The sequence below is a fragment of the Ralstonia pickettii genome (assembly GCF_030582395.1).
In the GTDB taxonomy this organism is placed as follows: domain Bacteria; phylum Pseudomonadota; class Gammaproteobacteria; order Burkholderiales; family Burkholderiaceae; genus Ralstonia; species Ralstonia pickettii_D.
In genome coordinates this window covers 3,052,398-3,070,313 of the sequence record NZ_CP104381.1, presented here as the reverse complement: position 1 = coordinate 3,070,313, position 17,916 = coordinate 3,052,398, and the positions used below count along the sequence as shown (strand labels likewise).

Annotated in this window: 18 protein-coding genes; 8 read left to right on the top strand and 10 right to left on the bottom strand. The window is 64.3% G+C overall.

Annotated features, from left to right (window positions below; translation table 11 throughout):
- Positions 1-220 precede the first annotated feature (220 nt).
- Positions 221-1,327 carry a 4-hydroxyphenylpyruvate dioxygenase gene (gene hppD / locus N5B55_RS14830; protein ID WP_004628843.1) on the bottom strand — a complete coding sequence of 369 codons (1,107 nt, stop codon included), beginning with the start codon at positions 1,325-1,327 and terminating at the stop codon, positions 221-223.
- A gap of 156 nt (positions 1,328-1,483) precedes the next feature.
- Between hppD and N5B55_RS14825 the strand changes: the two genes are divergently transcribed.
- Complete coding sequence (locus N5B55_RS14825; protein WP_004628844.1) at positions 1,484-1,972, top strand: Lrp/AsnC family transcriptional regulator; 489 nt, start codon at positions 1,484-1,486, stop codon at positions 1,970-1,972.
- 150 nt (positions 1,973-2,122) lie between these two features.
- On the opposite strand, the gene N5B55_RS14820 is transcribed toward N5B55_RS14825, so the two are convergent.
- The 7 genes from N5B55_RS14820 to N5B55_RS14790 form a co-directional block, all read right to left on the bottom strand.
- A complete protein-coding gene (locus tag N5B55_RS14820; RefSeq protein WP_304538531.1) occupies positions 2,123-2,512 on the bottom strand; it encodes a hypothetical protein in 390 nt (129 codons plus the stop codon).
- A 318-nt stretch (positions 2,513-2,830) separates the two neighbouring features.
- Positions 2,831-3,220 (bottom strand): SgcJ/EcaC family oxidoreductase, encoded by a 390-nt coding sequence (locus N5B55_RS14815; protein WP_178959485.1) that lies wholly within the window; start codon positions 3,218-3,220, stop codon positions 2,831-2,833.
- A gap of 37 nt (positions 3,221-3,257) precedes the next feature.
- Positions 3,258-3,695, bottom strand: coding sequence for a hypothetical protein (locus tag N5B55_RS14810; RefSeq protein ID WP_304538530.1), 438 nt, complete (start codon positions 3,693-3,695; stop codon positions 3,258-3,260).
- A 21-nt stretch (positions 3,696-3,716) separates the two neighbouring features.
- Positions 3,717-4,130, bottom strand: a complete 414-nt coding sequence (locus N5B55_RS14805; protein WP_304538529.1) for a hypothetical protein — start codon at positions 4,128-4,130, stop codon at positions 3,717-3,719.
- A complete protein-coding gene (locus tag N5B55_RS14800; protein ID WP_304538528.1) occupies positions 4,121-4,864 on the bottom strand; it encodes a LysM peptidoglycan-binding domain-containing protein in 744 nt (247 codons plus the stop codon). The genes N5B55_RS14805 and N5B55_RS14800 overlap by 10 nt, the downstream gene beginning before the upstream one ends.
- A gap of 124 nt (positions 4,865-4,988) precedes the next feature.
- Positions 4,989-5,480 (bottom strand): cupin domain-containing protein, encoded by a 492-nt coding sequence (locus N5B55_RS14795; RefSeq protein WP_304538527.1) that lies wholly within the window; start codon positions 5,478-5,480, stop codon positions 4,989-4,991.
- A 200-nt stretch (positions 5,481-5,680) separates the two neighbouring features.
- Positions 5,681-6,376, bottom strand: a complete 696-nt coding sequence (locus tag N5B55_RS14790) for a GNAT family N-acetyltransferase (RefSeq protein ID WP_027680412.1) — start codon at positions 6,374-6,376, stop codon at positions 5,681-5,683.
- A gap of 400 nt (positions 6,377-6,776) precedes the next feature.
- On the opposite strand from N5B55_RS14790, the gene kefF reads away from it, so the two are divergent.
- Together kefF and kefC are read left to right on the top strand one after the other, a co-directional pair.
- Complete coding sequence (gene kefF, locus N5B55_RS14785) at positions 6,777-7,334, top strand: glutathione-regulated potassium-efflux system oxidoreductase KefF (RefSeq protein WP_178959489.1); 558 nt, start codon at positions 6,777-6,779, stop codon at positions 7,332-7,334.
- A gap of 23 nt (positions 7,335-7,357) precedes the next feature.
- On the top strand, positions 7,358-9,298 hold the full coding sequence (kefC, locus tag N5B55_RS14780; RefSeq protein ID WP_304538526.1) for a glutathione-regulated potassium-efflux system protein KefC: 1,941 nt from the start codon (positions 7,358-7,360) through the stop codon (positions 9,296-9,298).
- 78 nt (positions 9,299-9,376) lie between these two features.
- Here kefC and N5B55_RS14775 read toward each other — a convergent pair whose 3' ends face one another.
- Positions 9,377-10,171, bottom strand: a complete 795-nt coding sequence (locus N5B55_RS14775; RefSeq protein ID WP_009239689.1) for a DUF1835 domain-containing protein — start codon at positions 10,169-10,171, stop codon at positions 9,377-9,379.
- 183 nt (positions 10,172-10,354) lie between these two features.
- Between N5B55_RS14775 and N5B55_RS14770 the strand changes: the two genes are divergently transcribed.
- The 4 genes from N5B55_RS14770 to N5B55_RS14755 all read left to right on the top strand — a co-directional run bounded on the left by N5B55_RS14770 (position 10,355) and on the right by N5B55_RS14755 (position 15,778).
- Positions 10,355-11,665: a M20/M25/M40 family metallo-hydrolase gene (locus N5B55_RS14770; RefSeq protein ID WP_304538525.1), complete on the top strand. Its 1,311-nt coding sequence runs from the start codon at positions 10,355-10,357 to the stop codon at positions 11,663-11,665.
- Positions 11,666-11,828: 163 nt separating this feature from the next.
- Entirely contained in the window at positions 11,829-12,569 is a 741-nt protein-coding gene (locus N5B55_RS14765) for a 2Fe-2S iron-sulfur cluster-binding protein (RefSeq protein ID WP_304538524.1), read from the top strand.
- Between the two features lie 9 nt (positions 12,570-12,578).
- Positions 12,579-13,583 carry an FAD binding domain-containing protein gene (locus N5B55_RS14760; RefSeq protein WP_304538523.1) on the top strand — a complete coding sequence of 335 codons (1,005 nt, stop codon included), beginning with the start codon at positions 12,579-12,581 and terminating at the stop codon, positions 13,581-13,583.
- Positions 13,580-15,778 carry a xanthine dehydrogenase family protein molybdopterin-binding subunit gene (locus N5B55_RS14755; protein WP_304538522.1) on the top strand — a complete coding sequence of 733 codons (2,199 nt, stop codon included), beginning with the start codon at positions 13,580-13,582 and terminating at the stop codon, positions 15,776-15,778. Before N5B55_RS14760 ends, N5B55_RS14755 begins: the two co-directional genes overlap by 4 nt.
- Positions 15,779-15,911: 133 nt before the next feature.
- Here N5B55_RS14755 and N5B55_RS14750 read toward each other — a convergent pair whose 3' ends face one another.
- Complete coding sequence (locus tag N5B55_RS14750) at positions 15,912-16,196, bottom strand: hypothetical protein (RefSeq protein WP_009239694.1); 285 nt, start codon at positions 16,194-16,196, stop codon at positions 15,912-15,914.
- A 497-nt stretch (positions 16,197-16,693) separates the two neighbouring features.
- Between N5B55_RS14750 and N5B55_RS14745 the strand changes: the two genes are divergently transcribed.
- Positions 16,694-17,869, top strand: coding sequence for a porin (locus N5B55_RS14745; protein WP_304538521.1), 1,176 nt, complete (start codon positions 16,694-16,696; stop codon positions 17,867-17,869).
- The last annotated feature ends 47 nt before the right edge of the window (positions 17,870-17,916 follow it).

Genomic DNA, 17,916 nt, shown 5'->3' with positions numbered 1-17,916 from the left:
GCTTCGTTTGAATCTACGCAGGCAAGCGGCGCCTTCGGGCGCCGTTTTTTTGTTGCCTGCGCCCATCCGTATCCTGCTTGCATCGCAAGGCGGGTGTGGGTCGGTTTGGCTACGGGACCATGTCAGTGCCGCATGCGCTCATGCCGCACAGCCCATAAAAAAACACCCCGATGGTGAACCATCGGGGTGCGGGGTCAGCACGCCTGAAGCTTGAGGGTCTTCAGGCCGGCTGATCGTCGGCCTTGAGCACGCCGCGGCGCATCTGGTCGAGTTCGATCGACTCGAAGAGCGCCTTGAAGTTGCCCTCGCCAAAACCTTGGTTGCCCTTGCGCTGGATGAACTCGAAGAAGATCGGGCCCAACTGGTTTTCCGAAAAGATCTGCAGCAGCAGGTCGCCCGGCGCGCCGTCGATCAGAATCTTGCGCTTCTTCAGTTCCGCCACGTCTTCGCCATGGCCGGGGATGCGCTTGTCGACCAGTTCGTAATACGTGTCGATCGTGTCGAGCAGCTTGATGCCGTTGCTGCGCAGCGCATCCACCGTGTTGAAGAGGTTGGTCGAGCCGAGCGCGATGTGCTGGATGCCCTCGCCGTGGTACATGTCCAGATACTCCTGGATCTGACCGGCCTTCTCCGTCCCTTCCTCGTTAATGGGGATGCGGATATTGCCGCACGGGCTCGTCATCGCCTTGCTCTTCACGCCCGTGACCTGGCCTTCGATGTCGAAGTAGCGGACTTCACGGAAGTTGAAGAAGCGTTCGTAAAACTCGGCCCATTCCTTCATCCGGCCACGGTAGACGTTGTGCGTCAGGTGGTCGATGTAGGTCAGGCCGTGCCCGGTGGGGTTCGGGTTGGCGCCCGCGATAGGCACGAAATCGACGTCGTAGATGCTGATGTTGCCGATGTCGCCGGCCTTGGCGTCGTTCTTGCCGGTCCAGCGGTCGACCAGGTAGATCAGCGAATCGCCGATGCCCTTGATGGCCGGAATGTTCAGCTCCATCGGGCCACTGTGGGTGTCGAAGCCCCACGCGCCCAGCTCCAGCGCTCGCTTGTAGGCGAAAGCGGCGTCTTGCACGCGAAACGCGATCGCGCAGATCGACGGGCCGTGCAGGCGCGCAAAGCGCTGCGCGAACGAATCGGGCTCGGCGTTGATGATGAAGTTGATCTCGCCCTGGCGGTACAGCGTCACGTTCTTGTGACGGTGCTTCGCGATGGCGGTAAAGCCCATGTTCTCGAACAGCTTTCCCATGGCAACGGGGTCCGGTGCGGCATATTCGATGAACTCGAAGCCGGCGGTGCCCATCGGGTTTTCCCAAGGCGTGAATTGCATGGCGATCTCCTGCGGGGCGGGCGCCGCTAGGGCGCTCAGGTCTTTGACGATCCTCGCAGTGTAGGAGTGTGCATCCAAGCAAAAATTGCGAAGTTGTGCCCATCTTGCTAAATTTGCGCAAGAAAATTGCCGAATTAATTGGTGCGGAGCAACAAAATGAATAAAGTGGAACTCGACAAGATCGACCGAAAGATTTTGGAAGTCCTGCAGAACAACGGCCGCCTCACCAATCTGGAAGTCGCCGAGCGGGTGAACCTGTCGCCCAGCCCGTGTTTGCGACGCATCCGCCGCCTGGAGGAATCCGGGGTGATCCGCCAGTACGCCGCGCTGCTCGACCCGTCCAAGATCGGGTTGGGGCTGTCGGCGTACATCAACGTGCGGCTGGAGAAGCAGGGCGGTGCGCCCAAGGGGAAAGGCCCGTCCGATATTTTTCGCGCCGCCGTGGCGACGTGGCCGGAGGTGGTCACGTGCTACGCCATGACCGGCGAGATGGATTACCTGCTCAAGGTGTTCGTGGAAGACATGGAGCACTTCGCGCGCTTCATCCGCGACCAACTGCTCGCCCATCCGGCAGTGATCGATGTGAAGAGCAGCTTTGCGCTGGAGCGGATCAAGGATACGACGGCGTTGCCGGTGGTGGTTTGAGGGTTTGCCGACAGTGCGGCCAAATCCGCACACGTGAACGAGGGCAGTTCGTAGCATCCGTCCGTACCGGTGGGAAGTGTTGGACCTGCTTGAGCGGGAAGAAAACTAAAACAGTAGGAAGGCTTCCCCGAGACGGGCGGGGATGCTGAATCACGCGGGCTTTGGTGAGCCATCGCTGAATACGAGGGGTGCATGTTCCGTGGGATGCCACGATTTCAGTGCGGCGCCCAGGCGATTGATCGTCGCGGCCTCTACAGAGATCGCAAAGCGCACGATTTCGAGGTGCAAGCGGTTGCCCGGTTTTTTGTATTCGATTTCAAGGGCCGTATTGCCGACGCCATCTGCTACGAACGCTCGTACAGCCAGCCAAAGATAGGCGTTTCCGTCCTTTGCGCCCTTCTCGAAAGCGATCTCTTCGTTGACGCCGGCAGGGAACGTCATCAGTCTCGCGGCCCATTTCTCGAGTTCATCTGCGTAATCGTAGAAATCGGCCACAACCGACTGGCGCTCGCCTTCGATGGACAGCCGCAGTTCGAGCATGCCGTCATCTGGGTCACGCCAAAGTAGTTCTAATGAAAGTCGCATGGCATCAGCGTCTAGGTCGGCGGCAGGTGCTCTACCCAAACGGGCTCACCAGGATGATGCTCCGCGATCGTATCGATAGCGTCTTGCAGCGCTTGGGCAGAGGCGCACCGCAGCGGATAGACAAACCGCGAAACGTTGCGACCGGCGAGTTTGCCGTATTCAACGTCGGATATTGCGTCGGTTCCGCACCAGATTGGCAGATTCGCCTCGCTTGCCAGTTGTAGCGCGCGTTGCAAACCTTCAGGGCTAATTGCTAGGAAGACCATGTCGGTATCAGTTTGCCGAGTCAGCCATCACCAAATTCGCATCCCGCACCAACCGCCACCTCCCATCCGCTTCCTTCCGCAGAATCGTCAACGTCTGTCCTGAACGCCGCGCCACCTTGCCATCCGGCATCGTGATGACGATGCGCAGCGCGTTGCGCAAGTAAGCGATGTCACCAAACACCTGCACCTCCTGAATATCGCTCGTGCCGTCCACGTGCACGCCGTTCATGCCGCGGGACATCTTGGCGAAGGCGTCCTTGCCGAAGGGCGGCTGTCCCGGCGTGAGAAACAGCACGTCGTTGGTCATCAGGCCGAGAACGGTATCGATATCGCCGGTTTTGCTGGCGGCGAGCCAGGTGTCCACCACGTTGCGGATGGCGCGTTCGTCGTCGGTCATGGCGATGCGGGTGTCGGTTGAACAGGCGTCATTCACTCTACACCGCAGGTTCGACCGGTGGCGCCAGGCGGCGTTTGATGAAGACGGCGGGTGACAACACCGGAATATGTCGGGCCCGCAGCGTGACCACCCAATCGCCCGCGGCGTCTTCGCAGGTGACGCGGAAGCGGTTCGCGTCGATCCACTCCACCTCATCCAGCCAGAACGTGTAGTACGCCGCACCGATGGTGCCGGTGCTGATCGCACGTGAAAGATCGGGGGCGACGAGGGTGATGGAGACGGCCTCTTCAAACGGGCAGTCGTAATTGGTGATGAGGACGAAGCCGAGGTCCGTCTGGTATTGCCGCAGCAGTTCGTAGCCGGGGATGGCGAGCGTCGGGTGCGGCACGCCGTCGACAATCACGCGTGTGCGCATGGGCCACTGCTCATACGGGCCGCCGTGTTTCTCCAGGGCGAAGCGTTGGAGCGGCTGCATGGCGGCTGCGCGTTGGCTCCGCTATTCCTTGCGCATGCCGCACAGGGCGATCTGGCGGGCAGGGTCGGCAGAGTCCTTCCAGCCGGGTTCTTCGCGCTTCTGGTACGCCTCCATTGTTTGGTAGCCCTTTACGCTCCACGAGAACTCGCTGTAGCGGGAGACCTCGATGACGGCCAGGCCGCAGCGCTTGCGGTGGTCTTCAATCTTGAACGCCGCGCGCGGGTGATCGCCCGACAGGTCCTGCTCGATCACCTTGTAGCGCGCGGGGCCGCACTTGAAGAAGCTGGCATTCCACTCGATGGTCTTCGGACGGACGAACAAGGCGCCGTAGCAGGCACGGCCATCGCCGCGGAAGGTTCCGGTCAACGCATCTGCGGCCATGGCCGATTGCGCGGCCAGCAGCGACACGGCGATAAGGAGGCGGCCTACTTGCATGCGGCGGTTCCGATCTTCGGGATGAGCGTGAGCACGTAATTGAGTTTCCGGATGTATGCGGCGTCGCCGTGGTTGTACAGCACGGCAATGTTCTGCGTCGTCACCGGCCGCCAGCCGGTAATCACCTTGCGCATGGCGGCCTTGCGGTATTTGACCACCTGTCCGGGTTTGAGTGTTGCGGCATTCGGATTGAGCGCGCGCATCTCCACCAGGGTCGAGCCTTGCGCCCGGGCGATCTTGTCGAGGCTGTCACCTGCCTTGACGGCGACTTCGTAGACCTTGTCGTCGGCATCGCGCACGCTTCGGACGTCGAACTTGGCCATGCGCGTGAGCAGGTAGCCGACGCCGGCGCGAATGTTCCACGCGGGCACCGTTCGGGCCAGGCCCGCGTTCAACCGGGTGCGGATAGCCGGGGGGACGATGAGGTCGCTGCCTTCTTCGCCGCGCAGCAAGGTATTCAAGCCGGGGTCACCCAGGTTGCCGATCTGCATCGGCTTGGTCGCCCACGCTTCCGAATCGGCTCCGGTCTCGACCCACACCATCGCCTTGACGACCTGCCAGTCCAGCGGCAGATAGCCCGCGTTGCCCATCAGGTAGCGGTTGTATTCCGCCACCGCAGCCCGGATGTCGCAGTCGTAGCCATTCCAGCGGTCGGGGTGCTGGGCCGCGGTGTTGATGTAATCCTGCCAGCGCTCGAAATCGGTTTTCGGGTTGGCCTGGGCCTTGGTGACCATCTGCCCCTCCGTGGTTGCTTGACCTGTGGAGGGGCATGGTAGCCAGCGCCCGCCAGCCGCGTGTTAACGGCTGTTGATGTACCTTGCCGACGGCTGGCGATCGTCGTCAGTGGCGCGCTAGGCCTCACTGCTTGGACGACGGATCGTCCTGCGGGTTGACGTATTTGACGTCCAGCGGCCCCGTGCCATGAATTTGCACCACCGTTGCTGTCTTGGTGAAGGCGTAGTGATGCATGCCTCCTGGCAGGTTGTGAAAGCCGCCGGTCTTGAGTGGATGTGCCGCGCCCATGTCCATGGTGTCGCCGCTGCCGAGGTAGAGCGTGCCCGAGATGACCGTCAGGTTCTCGGTCTGGGTGTGCCAGTGCGGCGGCACCTTGTAGCCGCCAGGCGCTTTCAGGCGGATGACGTAGGGGCCGTCTTTGCCCGGATCGCCGTAGAGCACGGCCAACTTGGCGCCCTTGGGCAAGCTTGGCGGCGCATCGACCCACTTCAGGGCGGAGGGGTTGATCATCATCATGTCGCCCATGGCGGCGTCCTGGGCGGCAGCGGACGCAGCGCCCGGGCAAAGCAGCGCGGCTGCAGCCAGCAGCATCGATTGCGCGGATGGTGTCTTCATCGTCGTCTCCTTCTTGCCTCGGCATCGGCTCGCGGGCGACGCAGATGGCCGCCGCTGAAGAGCGAGGGGTGCCGCATCCTCATCGTAGGGAGCGCACCCACGCGGCTGACAAGCACGCAATTGCCCTAGGCGGCCAATCGAGCGAACACCAAATAAAAACGCCCGGTGGTGAGCCGGGCGTTTGCTGTGGAGCGATGCGCTTACACGGTGCGCTTTTGCGGCACCAGAGAGCGCCAGAAGCGCTGGCCGAAACGGCGCACGTCGCGCAAGTTGCGCTTGAGCATGTAGTCAAGATCGGCGACCTGTTCGTCGATGGCTTCGGTCAACAGGCTCATCGTGTCGGCGGGCGGCAATTCGAGGTAGGCATCGGCCTCGCCGTAGGCGTATTGCACGCGCATGCCGGCCTTCTTGGCAATGTGCATCATGGCCGCGTTGCGCGAGAGGCAATGCATGTACAGCGTGCGCACCTTGGTGTTCTGGCCGTGCATGGCGGCGCGCTGGAACAACGCACTGCCCACGCCCTTGCCGCGCGCCGATTCCGACACCGACACGCCGAACTCCGCCACGCGCCCCTGCGGGTTGTCGCGAAGGTAGGCGAGGTGGCCCACGCCGGTCAGTTCCAGGCGCTCGTTGTAGACGCCAAAGACCTTGTCGTGGTCGAAATCGATGCTGTCGACGTACGCCTCGATGACGTGATCCCGCACCACCTGGCCGAATCGCAGCAGGCGATCTTCCTCGCCCAGGGCGAGCAGGTGTTTGAGCAGGCGCGACCGGTGGTGCGCAGCAAGCTCGCGCACCAGCACGGTGGAACGCGGCGCGCCTTGCGCAGCTTCCGTTTTGTCGATGTCGTCCTGAGTGACGACGCCGATGGCCTTGCTCAGTTCGAGCGGGTTCACGACACAATTCCTGTTCTGATCGCCCCTTTCAACGGAAGGCAGCGAAGTGATGAGTCGGAGGTGCGGATGGCGCCTCCGGGGCACTCAATCGGGTGCAACTGAGTGTTGTGCAATGCACCATGCTATTGTAGTGCAATCAGGGTTTCCCCGTAAGTCTGGCGTCAGCCTTTCCGCGGGATTTCGCGGCAAATCATTGATTTAGCGCAGCCGGGCGCAGCTTCCGCGGTTGTGGCGTGCTAACAACGTCGATGCTGCGTCGCGCAAAAAGCGCGCAGCGCAGCGCTTTCGCAAGTGCTTTGTCCGTGGCGCGACCGTCCCGGCCGCCATCCCGCCTGTAACGCCGCTCAACAATAGCCGTGCGAAGATGCACCATCAAGCCGCCCCAGCCTCCTGATTTTCCATGACGCCCTCGCGCATTCTTGTGATCTACGCGCATCCCGCGCCGCGCCGTTCACGTGCCAACAAGCCATTGGCGCGTGCGTTGGCTAACCTGCCCGGCGTGGCCATGCACGACCTGTACTGGCATTACCCCGATTTCGACATCGACGTGCGTCTGGAGCAGGAAGCGGTGGAAGCGGCGGAACTGGTCGTCTTCCAGTTTCCGGTGCAGTGGTACGCCACGCCGTCGCTGCTCAAGGAGTGGATCGACGTGGTGCTGGAGATGGGCTGGGCCTACGGGCCGGGCGGCACCGCCTTGCGCGGCAAGCACCTGATGGTGCTTGCCACGACGGGCGGCCGCGCGCATTCCTACAACCCGGACGGCGTTCACGGCCACACGTTCGACATGTTCCTGCTGCCGCTGCAGCAGACGGCTGCGCTGTGCGGCATGCAGTGGCAGCCGCCACATGTGCTGCACGACGCCGACGACGCGTCCCCCGAGGCCATCACCGCCCATATCGCGCAGGTCAAAGCTGCGCTGCAGCCCTGGCTCCCGACCGACGCCGACTCCGTCGCCTGACGTTTCCGATCTTTTCCTTGCCCATGCAATCGCACGATCTGCTCGTTAATTTCGTCATCTACCTGGCAGCGGCCGTGGCGGCAGTGCCGCTGGCGCGTCGGCTCGGGCTGGGCTCCGTGCTCGGGTATTTGCTGGCCGGGGTGATCGTCGGGCCGTGGGGCCTGCGTCTCATCACCAACGTGCAGTCGATTCTGGATTTCTCCGAATTCGGCGTCGTGCTGATGATGTTTGTGATCGGCCTGGAACTGGAGCCGGCGCGGCTGTGGTCGCTACGGCGGAGCATCTTCGGATACGGCGGGCTGCAACTCCTGGTGTGTGCGCTGGCCGTCGGGCTGGCGGTCATGGCGGTGGGCCACCCCTGGCGTGCGGCCGTGGTGGCGGGGCTTGGGCTGGCGCTGTCGTCGACGGCCATCGCGCTGGCGACGCTGACCGAGCGTAATTTGATGCGCACGCCGGCCGGGACGGCCAGTTTCGGCATTCTGCTGTTCCAGGACATTGCGGCCATCCCGATGATCGCGCTGCTGCCGCTGCTGGCGACGGATGCCAGCGACGCATCCGGTGGCCATAGCTGGGTGGCGGCGGCCAAGGCGGTGGGCGTGGTGGCGGCCGTGATTTTCGGTGGTCGCACGGTGCTGCGCCCCGTGCTGCGCGCCATTGCCCGCACCAACATGCGGGAGATGTTCACCTCGTTCTCGCTGTTGCTGGTGGTGGGCATTGCCTTGCTGATGCACAGCGTCGGTTTGTCGATGGCGCTGGGTGCATTCATTGCCGGCGTGCTGCTGGCCGATTCCGAATACCGTCACGCGCTCGAAACCGACATCGAGCCGTTCAAGGGGCTGCTGCTCGGTCTGTTCTTCCTGGCCGTCGGCATGTCGATCGATTTTGGCGTGCTGATGCGCCAGCCGTGGGCCGTGATCGGGCTGGTTGCGGTGTTCCTGGCGGTCAAGATTGGCGCGCTGCGCCTGCTCGCCAACCGCTTTGGCATTGCGCGTGGGCAGGCGTGGCTCTTTGCGTTCCTGCTCTCGCAAGGCGGTGAATTTGCATTCGTGGTATTCGGCCCCGGCGTGGCCGGTAACGTGCTCGGGGCGGAGACGGCCGCTGCGCTCAACCTCGTGGTCGCGCTGTCGATGGCGGCCACCCCATTGCTCCTGCTCTTGCACGACAAGGTGCTGGTGCCACGCCTGATGGATGGCAAGAAACGCGCGCCCGACACCATCGATCCGCAGGACAACCAGGTCATCATCGCCGGGTTCGGCCGGTTCGGGCAGATCGTCGGCCGCATGCTCTACAGCCAAGGCTATAGCGCCACCGTGCTAGATCACGACCCCGACCAGATCGACATGCTGCGCCGCTTCGGCTTCAAGGTCTTCTATGGAGACGCCACGCGCATGGATCTGCTGGAAACTGCCGGCGCCGACAAGGCCAGCATGATGGTCGTCGCCATCGACGACATGGAAACCAACCTGGAGGTGGTCGACCGCGTGCGCGAGCGCTTCCCGCACCTGAAGCTGTACGTGCGGGCGCGCAACGTGTCGCACGTCTACCAGTTGCGCGACCGGGGCGTGGAGGTCATCGAACGTGAAATGTTCGAAGGCTCGCTCATGCTGAGCCGCCGCGTACTGGAAGGGCTGGGCAAGGAGCCTTACGAAGCGCACCGCATCGCCCAGACGTTCCGGCGCCACACGCTCAATTCAATGGAGCAGGTCTACCCGGTCTACCGCGATCAGAAGAAGCTGGTGTCGCTCGCGCAGCAGGGGCGCGACGAACTGGCCGAAATGTTCCAGCGCGACCGCACCCAGCGCAAGCGCCTGCGCGAATCCGCCATGCCGTGGGGTGAGGGCGACCTCCATAGCGACGTGGAAGGCACACAGCCCGATAGCGATCTCGCCAACGAAGTGGACGGTGGCGACGCGGACACCCCGATCGATTGCCCCGCGCGCGCAGGCGTGCGCCGAGACGGCTGACCTCAGCCGCTGACCGCGAACAAAGAAAAAGGAGCGCTGTGCGGCGCTCCTCGGGGCAGGTGCTGGGTCCGGGCGGGCCTACACGGCCACGCTCACATTGCGACGCAGTTCGCAGGTGCTGAGCGAATCGGCCTCGCCGCGCAGCAGCAACTGCCCGTTGCCGACCAGTTCGCGGCAGCGCCAGAAGACGAACCAGTCGCTGGCGAGGAGTCCGTCGATGGCGCCCATGATGCTGCCGACCACGTCGCGGGCGCTGGCCCAGTCAGTGGGAACGTGCTCAAGGATCACTTCATCCACGGTGCCGTACGACACCGGCACCAGCGTGTTGCCCTTCCACAGCCGCGTGTCGGCGTTTTCGCGCACGGTCTGCTGCCATTCGTAGGCCAGGCGGCCGATGCGCAGCACCGACACCGGGGCGATGGTCGAAAACCGCCGCGCCAGCCGTGCGCCCGAATACATGCCGATGGTGGTCAACGGACCTTGGCCGTTGGGGGCCTCAAGTTCGCGCACATCCATGCCGACTTCATTGATGCGCTGGGGCGATTGGTGCAGATGGAACGCCACCCGGCGCAGCATGAGCTGGTCCGACGCGCTTTGGCCGTGCCAGATGGCGACTTCCGTGGTGGCATCGCGCAGGTCGGCGAGCGACGCAAGTGCGTCGCGCATCTCGGCGGCGAAGTCGATATTGCTGTTGGGCGCCACGCGCTGCCAGAAGCCGGAGCGTGCCATGGCGACGCTATCGACGTCGACCAGCGGCCCGACGGCGAGATCGTCGCGCAGCACGACTACGGAATCGGGGCGGCCAGCCTGTGCGAGCGCCTGTTTGAGCGTGGCGCCGGCAACATCGCCGTTGACGACATGGATGTATTGCATGGCAGCAATTGTAGCGAGAGTGTCAGCGCCGCGCTTTCGTTTTACGCATCTCTATCAGTATTCCTTTGCGCGGTGTCATGTGCCTATCCGAAGGGGGGATAGCCCTCGGGCAATCCTCAGGCTGGCGTGAGAAAATCGCGGTTTTGTTGCAGACCATAACTAAGAACAGGTGAGGAAACATCCATGAGAGCCCCGTTGTTGCCCAAGGGTTTGCGCCCTGCCGTGCTCGCCGTCGTTGCACTGGTCGGTGCGCTGGCTGCCGGCCACGCTGCCGCCGTGCCGCCGGCTGAAATCTACAAGCGCGCCCAGCAGGAAAAACCCGCGCTGATCGACACCATGAAGACGCTGGTTTCGATCGAATCGGGCAGCAAGGACATCGAAGGCCTGGACAAGATTGCCGGCGTGATCGCCGAGCGCCTGCGCGGCATGGGCGGCGACGTCAAGCTGATCGACCCCAGCGACCATGCCTACCGCATGGCCGACACGCCCGAAAAGATCGGCAAGATGGTGCTGGCGCGCTTCAAGGGTGAGGGCAAGCGCAACATCATGCTGATCGCGCACATGGACACCGTCTACCTGAAAGGCATGCTCGCGCAGCAGCCGTTCCGCATCGACGGTGACCGCGCCTACGGTCTGGGCATTGCCGACGACAAGAACGGCGTGGCGGTCATCCTGCACACGGTGTCGATCCTGCAGGCCGTCAATTTCAAGCAATACGGCACGCTCACGGTGCTGATCAACGGCGATGAAGAGATCAGCTCGCCCGGCGCGCGGGCCATGCAGGCCAAGCTGGGCGCCGAGCAGGACGCCGTGTTTTCGTGCGAAGGCACGCGCGTGACGTCGGACAAGCTGTCGCTGGCCACCAGCGGCATCGGCGCGATCCTGCTTGATGTAAAGGGCAAGGCTTCGCACGCGGGCGGCGCACCGGAGCAAGGCCGCAACGCGCTGTACGAACTGTCGCACCAGGTGCTCCAGATGCGCGATCTGTCCAAGCCCGAAACCGGCCTGAAAGTGAACTGGACGGTGGCACAAGCGGGCACCAACCGCAACGTGATCCCGGCCGTCGCCACCGCGCAGGCCGATGTGCGTCTGCTGCGCGCCGCCGATGCCGACAAGCTGGAAGAGACTGTCAACGAACGCATCAAGAACAAGCTGGTCCCGGATACGCAGGTCACGGCCAAGTTCGAGCGCCGCCGCCCGCCGCTGGAAGCGACGCCGGCCTCGCGCGCGTTGGCCGAGCACGCCCAGAAGATCTACGGCGAACTGGGCAAGACGCTGGAGATTGACGACAAGGCAGAAGGCGGCGGCACCGATGCCGCGTTTGCCGCGTCCAAGACCAAGGCGCCTGTGATCGAGCGCTTTGGGCTGGCGAGCTTCGGCGCGCACTCGAACGACGCCGAATACGTCGACCTGAACTCCATCGTGCCGCGCCTGTACCTGCTGACGCGCATGGTCATGGACGTGTCGCGCGATCGCGTCGGCCTGACCAAATAACTGCACTGCAACGCGGCGCGTAAGCCTTACACGCGCCGCAGCACATCTCCTGCGCGAAGCCGCTGTCCTGCGGCTTCCCACCGCCCGGGTGCCGGGTATTCCGCTTGCTTTCCCCTGACGCATGTCCCCAGCTACGGCCCGCCCGGCCGGTGGAGCGTGCGTCATGTCAGAACATCCCTCCGCAGCATCGAGCGACCCTTCCCAGGCAACGGATAGATCACCCGCCCGCCCCAGCCGGCGTGGCTTTTTGCAGAGCGCGGCCGCCGCGGCGTCGGCGCTTGCGTTGCCGTACGAGTCGGCGGGCGCGCGCACTGATGCGTCGGCCCCGGCACGTTCGGCGGCGTTGGCACCGGCGCGGCCCGTGTCCCTCAATATCAACGGCAAGCCGTATGCGTTGTCGCTAGAGCCGCGTGTCACATTGCTCGATGCGCTGCGCGAGGTGCTCGGCCTGACCGGCACCAAGAAGGGCTGCGACCGCGGTCAGTGCGGCGCGTGCACTGTCCTCGTGAATGGTCGGCGCATTAACAGCTGCCTGACACTGGCGATCATGCACGAGGGCGAGGCCATCACCACCGTTGAAGGGTTGGCGCATGCGCATGAAGGCGTGGTTGACCGCGCGGCGCTGCATTCGGTGCAGGCGGCCTTTCTTGAACACGACGCGTTCCAGTGCGGCTATTGCACGCCGGGGCAGATTTGCTCGGCTGTCGCCGTGTTGGAAGAGGCGCGCCGCGGCATGCCGAGCGCCGTCACGTCGCCCGCGGCGCTCGGCAATGACGGCGCCGTTGCGCTGACCGAAGACGAAATACGCGAGCGTATGAGCGGCAACCTCTGCCGCTGCGGCGCGTACCCCAACATCGTGGCGGCAATTCGTGTAGTGGCCGCCAAGTCCGGCAACGTTGCCTGAGGAGCCGTCATGCAATCGATTGCTTATGACCGTGCATCTTCCGTCGAGGCCGCCGTGCGCCTGGGCAACGAGCCGGGCGCGCGCTATATCGGCGGGGGGACGAATCTGCTGGACCTGATGAAGGGCGGCGTCGAGCAACCGCAGCGGCTGGTGGACGTGAGCCGCCTGCCGCTGGCGCAGATTCGCGCGTTGCCCGACGGTGGACTTCGCCTGGGCGCGATGGCGCGCAATGCCGACACGGCGGCACATCCGCTGGTGCGCTCGCGCTATCCGCTCCTGAGCGAGGCGATTGTGTCGGGTGCGTCGGGGCAGCTGCGCAACATGGCCACCAACGGCGGCAACCTGATGCAGCGCACGCGTTGCCATTACTTCTACGACACGGCGTACCCGGCGTGCAACAAGCGGCAGCCCGGTTCCGGCTGTGCCGCGCGCGAGGGCTTCAATCGCATGCACGCCATCCTCGGCGCCAGCGAGGCCTGCGTGGCGACGCATCCGTCCGACATGGCTGTCGCCTTGGCCGCGCTCGACGCCACGGTGGTGGTGCACGGCGCGCACGGTGAGCGGCGTATCCCGATCGACGCGTTCCATCGGCTTCCCGAAGCGCACCCCGAAATCGACACGACACTCGGGCCCGGTGAGTTGATCGTCGCCATCGATCTGCCGCCGCCCGTGTTCGGCCCGCACGTGCATTACCTGAAGGTGCGCGACCGTGCCAGTTATGCGTTTGCGCTGGTGTCGGTGGCTGCGGCGCTGGCGTTGCAAGCGGATGGGCGGACGATCCGGGAGGCGCGCATCGCGCTGGGCGGCGTCGCGCACAAGCCGTGGCGTGCGCATGCGGCCGAGCAGATGCTGGCGGGGCAGGCGCTGGACGCGCAGTTGTTTGCCCAGGCCGGCGCGTTGGCCGTGCAGGGCGCACAGCCATTGCGCGACAACGCTTTCAAGGTGCCGCTCACACAGCGTGCAGTGGCGCGCGCGCTAACCGTGGCTTCCGACCCGACTGGAGGTGTGGCATGAGCAACGTGGGCCAACCGCTGGATCGCACTGACGGTCTGCTTAAAGTCACGGGCCAGGCACGCTACTCCGCCGAGTTTCAGGTGCCGCGTCTGGTACATGCGGTGCTGGTGCAAAGCACGGTGCCCGCCGGCCGGATCAGCCGGGTCGATGCGCACGTCGCGCAGGCCATGCCCGGCGTGCTGCTGGTGATGACGCACGAGAACGCGCCGCGCTTGCCAAACGATGGCAAGCCCGCGCTGGAACCACCGGCCGGACGCGTGCTCTCGTTGCTGCAGGACGATCAGGTGCATTACAACGGCCAGCCCGTCGCGCTGGTGGTGGGCGACACGCTGGAACATGCGCAGGCCGCAGCGCGCATGGTGCGCGTAGAGGTTGCGCAGCAGGCAGCGCGGCTCGATTTCGAAACCGCCCGCGCCGATGCCCACTCGCCCGGCAAGGTGCAGGGGCAGTCGGCCGATACCATGCGCGGCGATTTGGCCGCCGGCATGGCGCAAGCGGCGCAGCGCATCGAGGCCGTCTACGGTACGCCCATGGAAACGCACAACCCGATGGAGCCGCACGCGACGATCGCGGTGTGGGAGGGCGATTCGCTCACGTTGTACGACAGCACGCAGTACGTCTCGGGCGTGCGCCGCACCGTCGCCAAGACGCTTGGCCTGTCGCCTGACAAACTCCGTGTGGTGTGCCCGTTCGTGGGCGGCGGGTTCGGCTGCAAGGGCTCGGTGTGGTCGCATGTGGTGCTGGCGGCGATGGCCGCGCGCCAGGCCGGGCGGCCCGTCAAGCTGGTCCTGGAGCGGCCGCAGATGTTCGGCCCGGTCGGCGGCCGCCCGCGCACCGAGCAGCGCATCGCCTTGGGCGCCGGCCCCGATGGCCGCTTCACCGCCATCTCTCATGACTCGCTGACCACCACGTCGATGATTGAAGACTGGACCGAGCCCTGCGCCGTCGTGACCCGCATGCTCTACGACACGCCCCACCAGCGGACGACGCATCGGCTCGCGCGCCTCAACATCGGCACGCCGACGTTCATGCGGGCGCCCGGCGAAGCCACCGGTACGTTCGCGCTGGAAGTGGCACTGGATGAGATGGCCTACGCGCTCGATATCGACCCGTTGGAGCTGCGCCTGCGCAACGATGCGGTACAGGACCCGGAAAAACGCCTCCCGTGGTCGAGCAAATCGCTGGCGGCGTGTTATCGCGCCGGCGCCGAGCGCTTTGGCTGGGCACGTCGCAATCCACAGCCGGGCGGCATGCGCCAGGGCAATACACGTGTCGGGTGGGGCATGGCCACGGCCACGTACCCCGCAAACCGCAGTGCCGCGGCCGCCACCGCGCGCTACCTGCCGGACGGCACGGTGCAGGTCGAATCGGGCTCGCAGGATCTGGGCACCGGCACCTACACGGTGATGACGCAGGTAGCTGCGGATGCCATGGGCGTGCCGGTCGACCGCGTGCACTTCAGCCTGGGCGACACGCGCATGCCCGAGGCGCCGGTGTCGGGCGGATCGCAGAGCGCGGCCAGCGTCTCGCCCGCCGTGCAGGCCGCGGGCACGCAGGCGCGCGATGCGTTGATTGCCGCAGCCGTTGCCGATGCCAGCTCGCCGCTGCACGGGCTCGCTGCAGACGAGGTCACGGTGGCCGACGGCTTCCTGAGCGCACGCAGCGGCGCGCGTGAGCCCGTGGCTGCCGTGGTCGCCCGCTACGGCCGTCCCATCGAGGTGACCGCCAAGGTGCAGCCGGGCGAGGAAAAGCAGAAGTTCTCAATGCACTCGTTCGGCGCGGTGTTTGTCGAGGTGCATGTCGATGCGGATCTGGGCGTGGTCCGCGTCTCGCGCATCGTCGGCAGCTACGGCGTGGGGCGGTTGCTCAATGCCAAGACCGGCCGCAGCCAGCTCATGGGCGGCATCGTCTGGGGGATGGGCATGGCGCTGTTCGAAGAGAGTCTGCTGGACCCGCGTTACGGTCGCATCGTCAACAACAACCTGGCGGAGTACCACGTGCCCGTCAACGCCGATGTGCCCGACATCGACATCCTCGTGCTCGATGAGGCGGACCCGCAAATCAACCCGCTCGGCGCCAAGGGCATCGGCGAGATCGGTATCACGGGCGTGCCGGCAGCCATCGCCAATGCCGTCTATCACGCCACCGGCCGGCGAGTGCGCGAATTGCCGATCACGCTCGACAAGCTCATCTGAGCATATGAAAAAGCCCCGCTGGCGCATCACCAGCGGGGCCAGAGTGGGCCAAAAGGCGGAAAACGGAGGATGCCTGGAGACCGGCCCGTAACTCTTCAATGCGCGGCGAACGCGGCGAATGCCGCTAGGCGCATCAATTCGGAACCGGATACCCGTAGACTGTACCGCCGGCTTCGCGGGAGCGGCCGGCCGGGTCGCTGCGCATGCCGTCCGAATACGGATCGAAGCGGCCGCTGCGCGCGCCCTCGGTATACGTGTCGAAGCGTCCGGTGCGGGCACCGTCGCTATAGACGTCGAACCGTTCGGCGCGTGCATCCTGCCCGAACACTTCCACGCGGGTGGCCTGCGCCCAAGCGCTGCCCGCCGCGAGGGCCCCGACCGCCAGCATGGCGGCCAACCCCATCTGCTTGAGTCGCATGGCGAACTCCTTCTTCAACTGATTTTCGGTGCTGTTTTAGGCGTGGTCATTTGCTGTCTTGCCACGGTCTACAGCCTAGGTCAGGGGGCATACCGTATCCACGGTGGTGCGACGAACGGTTCGTTGTCGGCGCCGAAATGATGCAAGTCAGCGCAAACGGCGTTCAAAGGCGTGCCAATGGCGTAGCGCCTCCGGTCATTCCCCAACCTTTTTGTCTAATCAAGATATCGCCTGAAAGCCCGTGCTCGGCTTTGATGCACCACAGCAGGGCATCTCCAGCCCGCAAGCCTTGCGATAGGCCGATTTGGTGCAGTGCATTAAGAGCGATGCGCGCTTACCACACTTGGTAGAACGATTCCGTGAATTGTTTTGCCGCACATATGGGCTTTTGTTAAATTTGCGCGGCACTTCCGACACGGAAGTAAGGAAACGGAGGAGCCCAACCTCATGCACACGGGGTCGGGCGGTTTGAGACAACTCTTTTATTACGAGCCCACATGAAAAAGTCTGCCATTCTGGTTGCAGTTGGCGCCCTGTTCGCAGGTTCTGCCTACGCCCAATCGAGCGTGACGCTGTACGGTATTGTCGATACCAGCATTCACTACATCAACAACGCCAACCAAGCTGGCAACAGCGTGACCCAGATGGAAAGCGGCGCTGTGTCGAACAGCCGCTGGGGCCTGAAGGGCTCGGAAGATCTGGGCGGCGGCACCAAGGCTCTGTTCGTGCTGGAAAGCGGCTTCAACTCGGCCACCGGCAAGATGAGCAGCGCTGGTACGTTGTTCAACCGTCAGTCGTTCGTGGGTCTGCAGAACAAGGACCTGGGTACCATCACGCTGGGCCGTCAATACAACTTCGGCTTCACGATGGGCGGCAACTTCGATCCGCTGGGCGTGGGTAACTACGACGGCAACTCATGGATGTTCTACGGTCTGACCGGCCTGCGTGAGTCCAACATGCTGAAGTACGAAGGCAAGTGGAACGGCCTGTACGTTGGTCTGGGCTACGGCTTCGGCGAAGTGCCGGGCAGCATGAGCCAGAACCAGTACCTGGGCGGTGCCCTGTCGTATGAATTCGGTCCGGCCATGATTGGCGCGCTGTACCAGCAGCACAAGGATGTGGCTGGCAACAAGCAGACCGTGTGGAGCGTCGGTGGTAACTACACCATCGGACCGGCCAAGCTGTTCCTGGGCTACATCGACAGCAGCGACGCTACGGGTTGCGTGAACGGTAGCGGTGTGGTGAACAAGATTACCGGTTCTGTAGCTGGCAACTGCGTAGGCGGCAGCGCCTTCGGTCTGAATGCCGTCAACGGCTTTACGGCTGAGCAGCTTGGTGCCGGCGTGCTGCCTGGCAACACTAAGCGTCGTGACCACGTCGGCATGGCCGGCGTGACGTACCAGGCTACCCCGGCACTGGCACTGACGGGCGCGTTCTACTACGACAGCATCAACAACGCCAACCTGCTGGCAGGCAACACTGGCAAGCGCTACACCGGCGTGCTGCTGGCCGAGTACGCGCTGTCCAAGCGCACGCAAGTGTATGGCACGGTCGACTACAACAAGGTGAAGGACGCCGCTATTCCGCAACTTTCGGGTGGCTCGGCTGACGGCACGGGTTCGTTCAAGACTAACCAGACCAGCGTTGGCGTGGGTATCCGCCACATCTTCTAATCGACGCTGTCACTCGATTGGGAACGGAAAAGGCGCCTTCGGGCGCC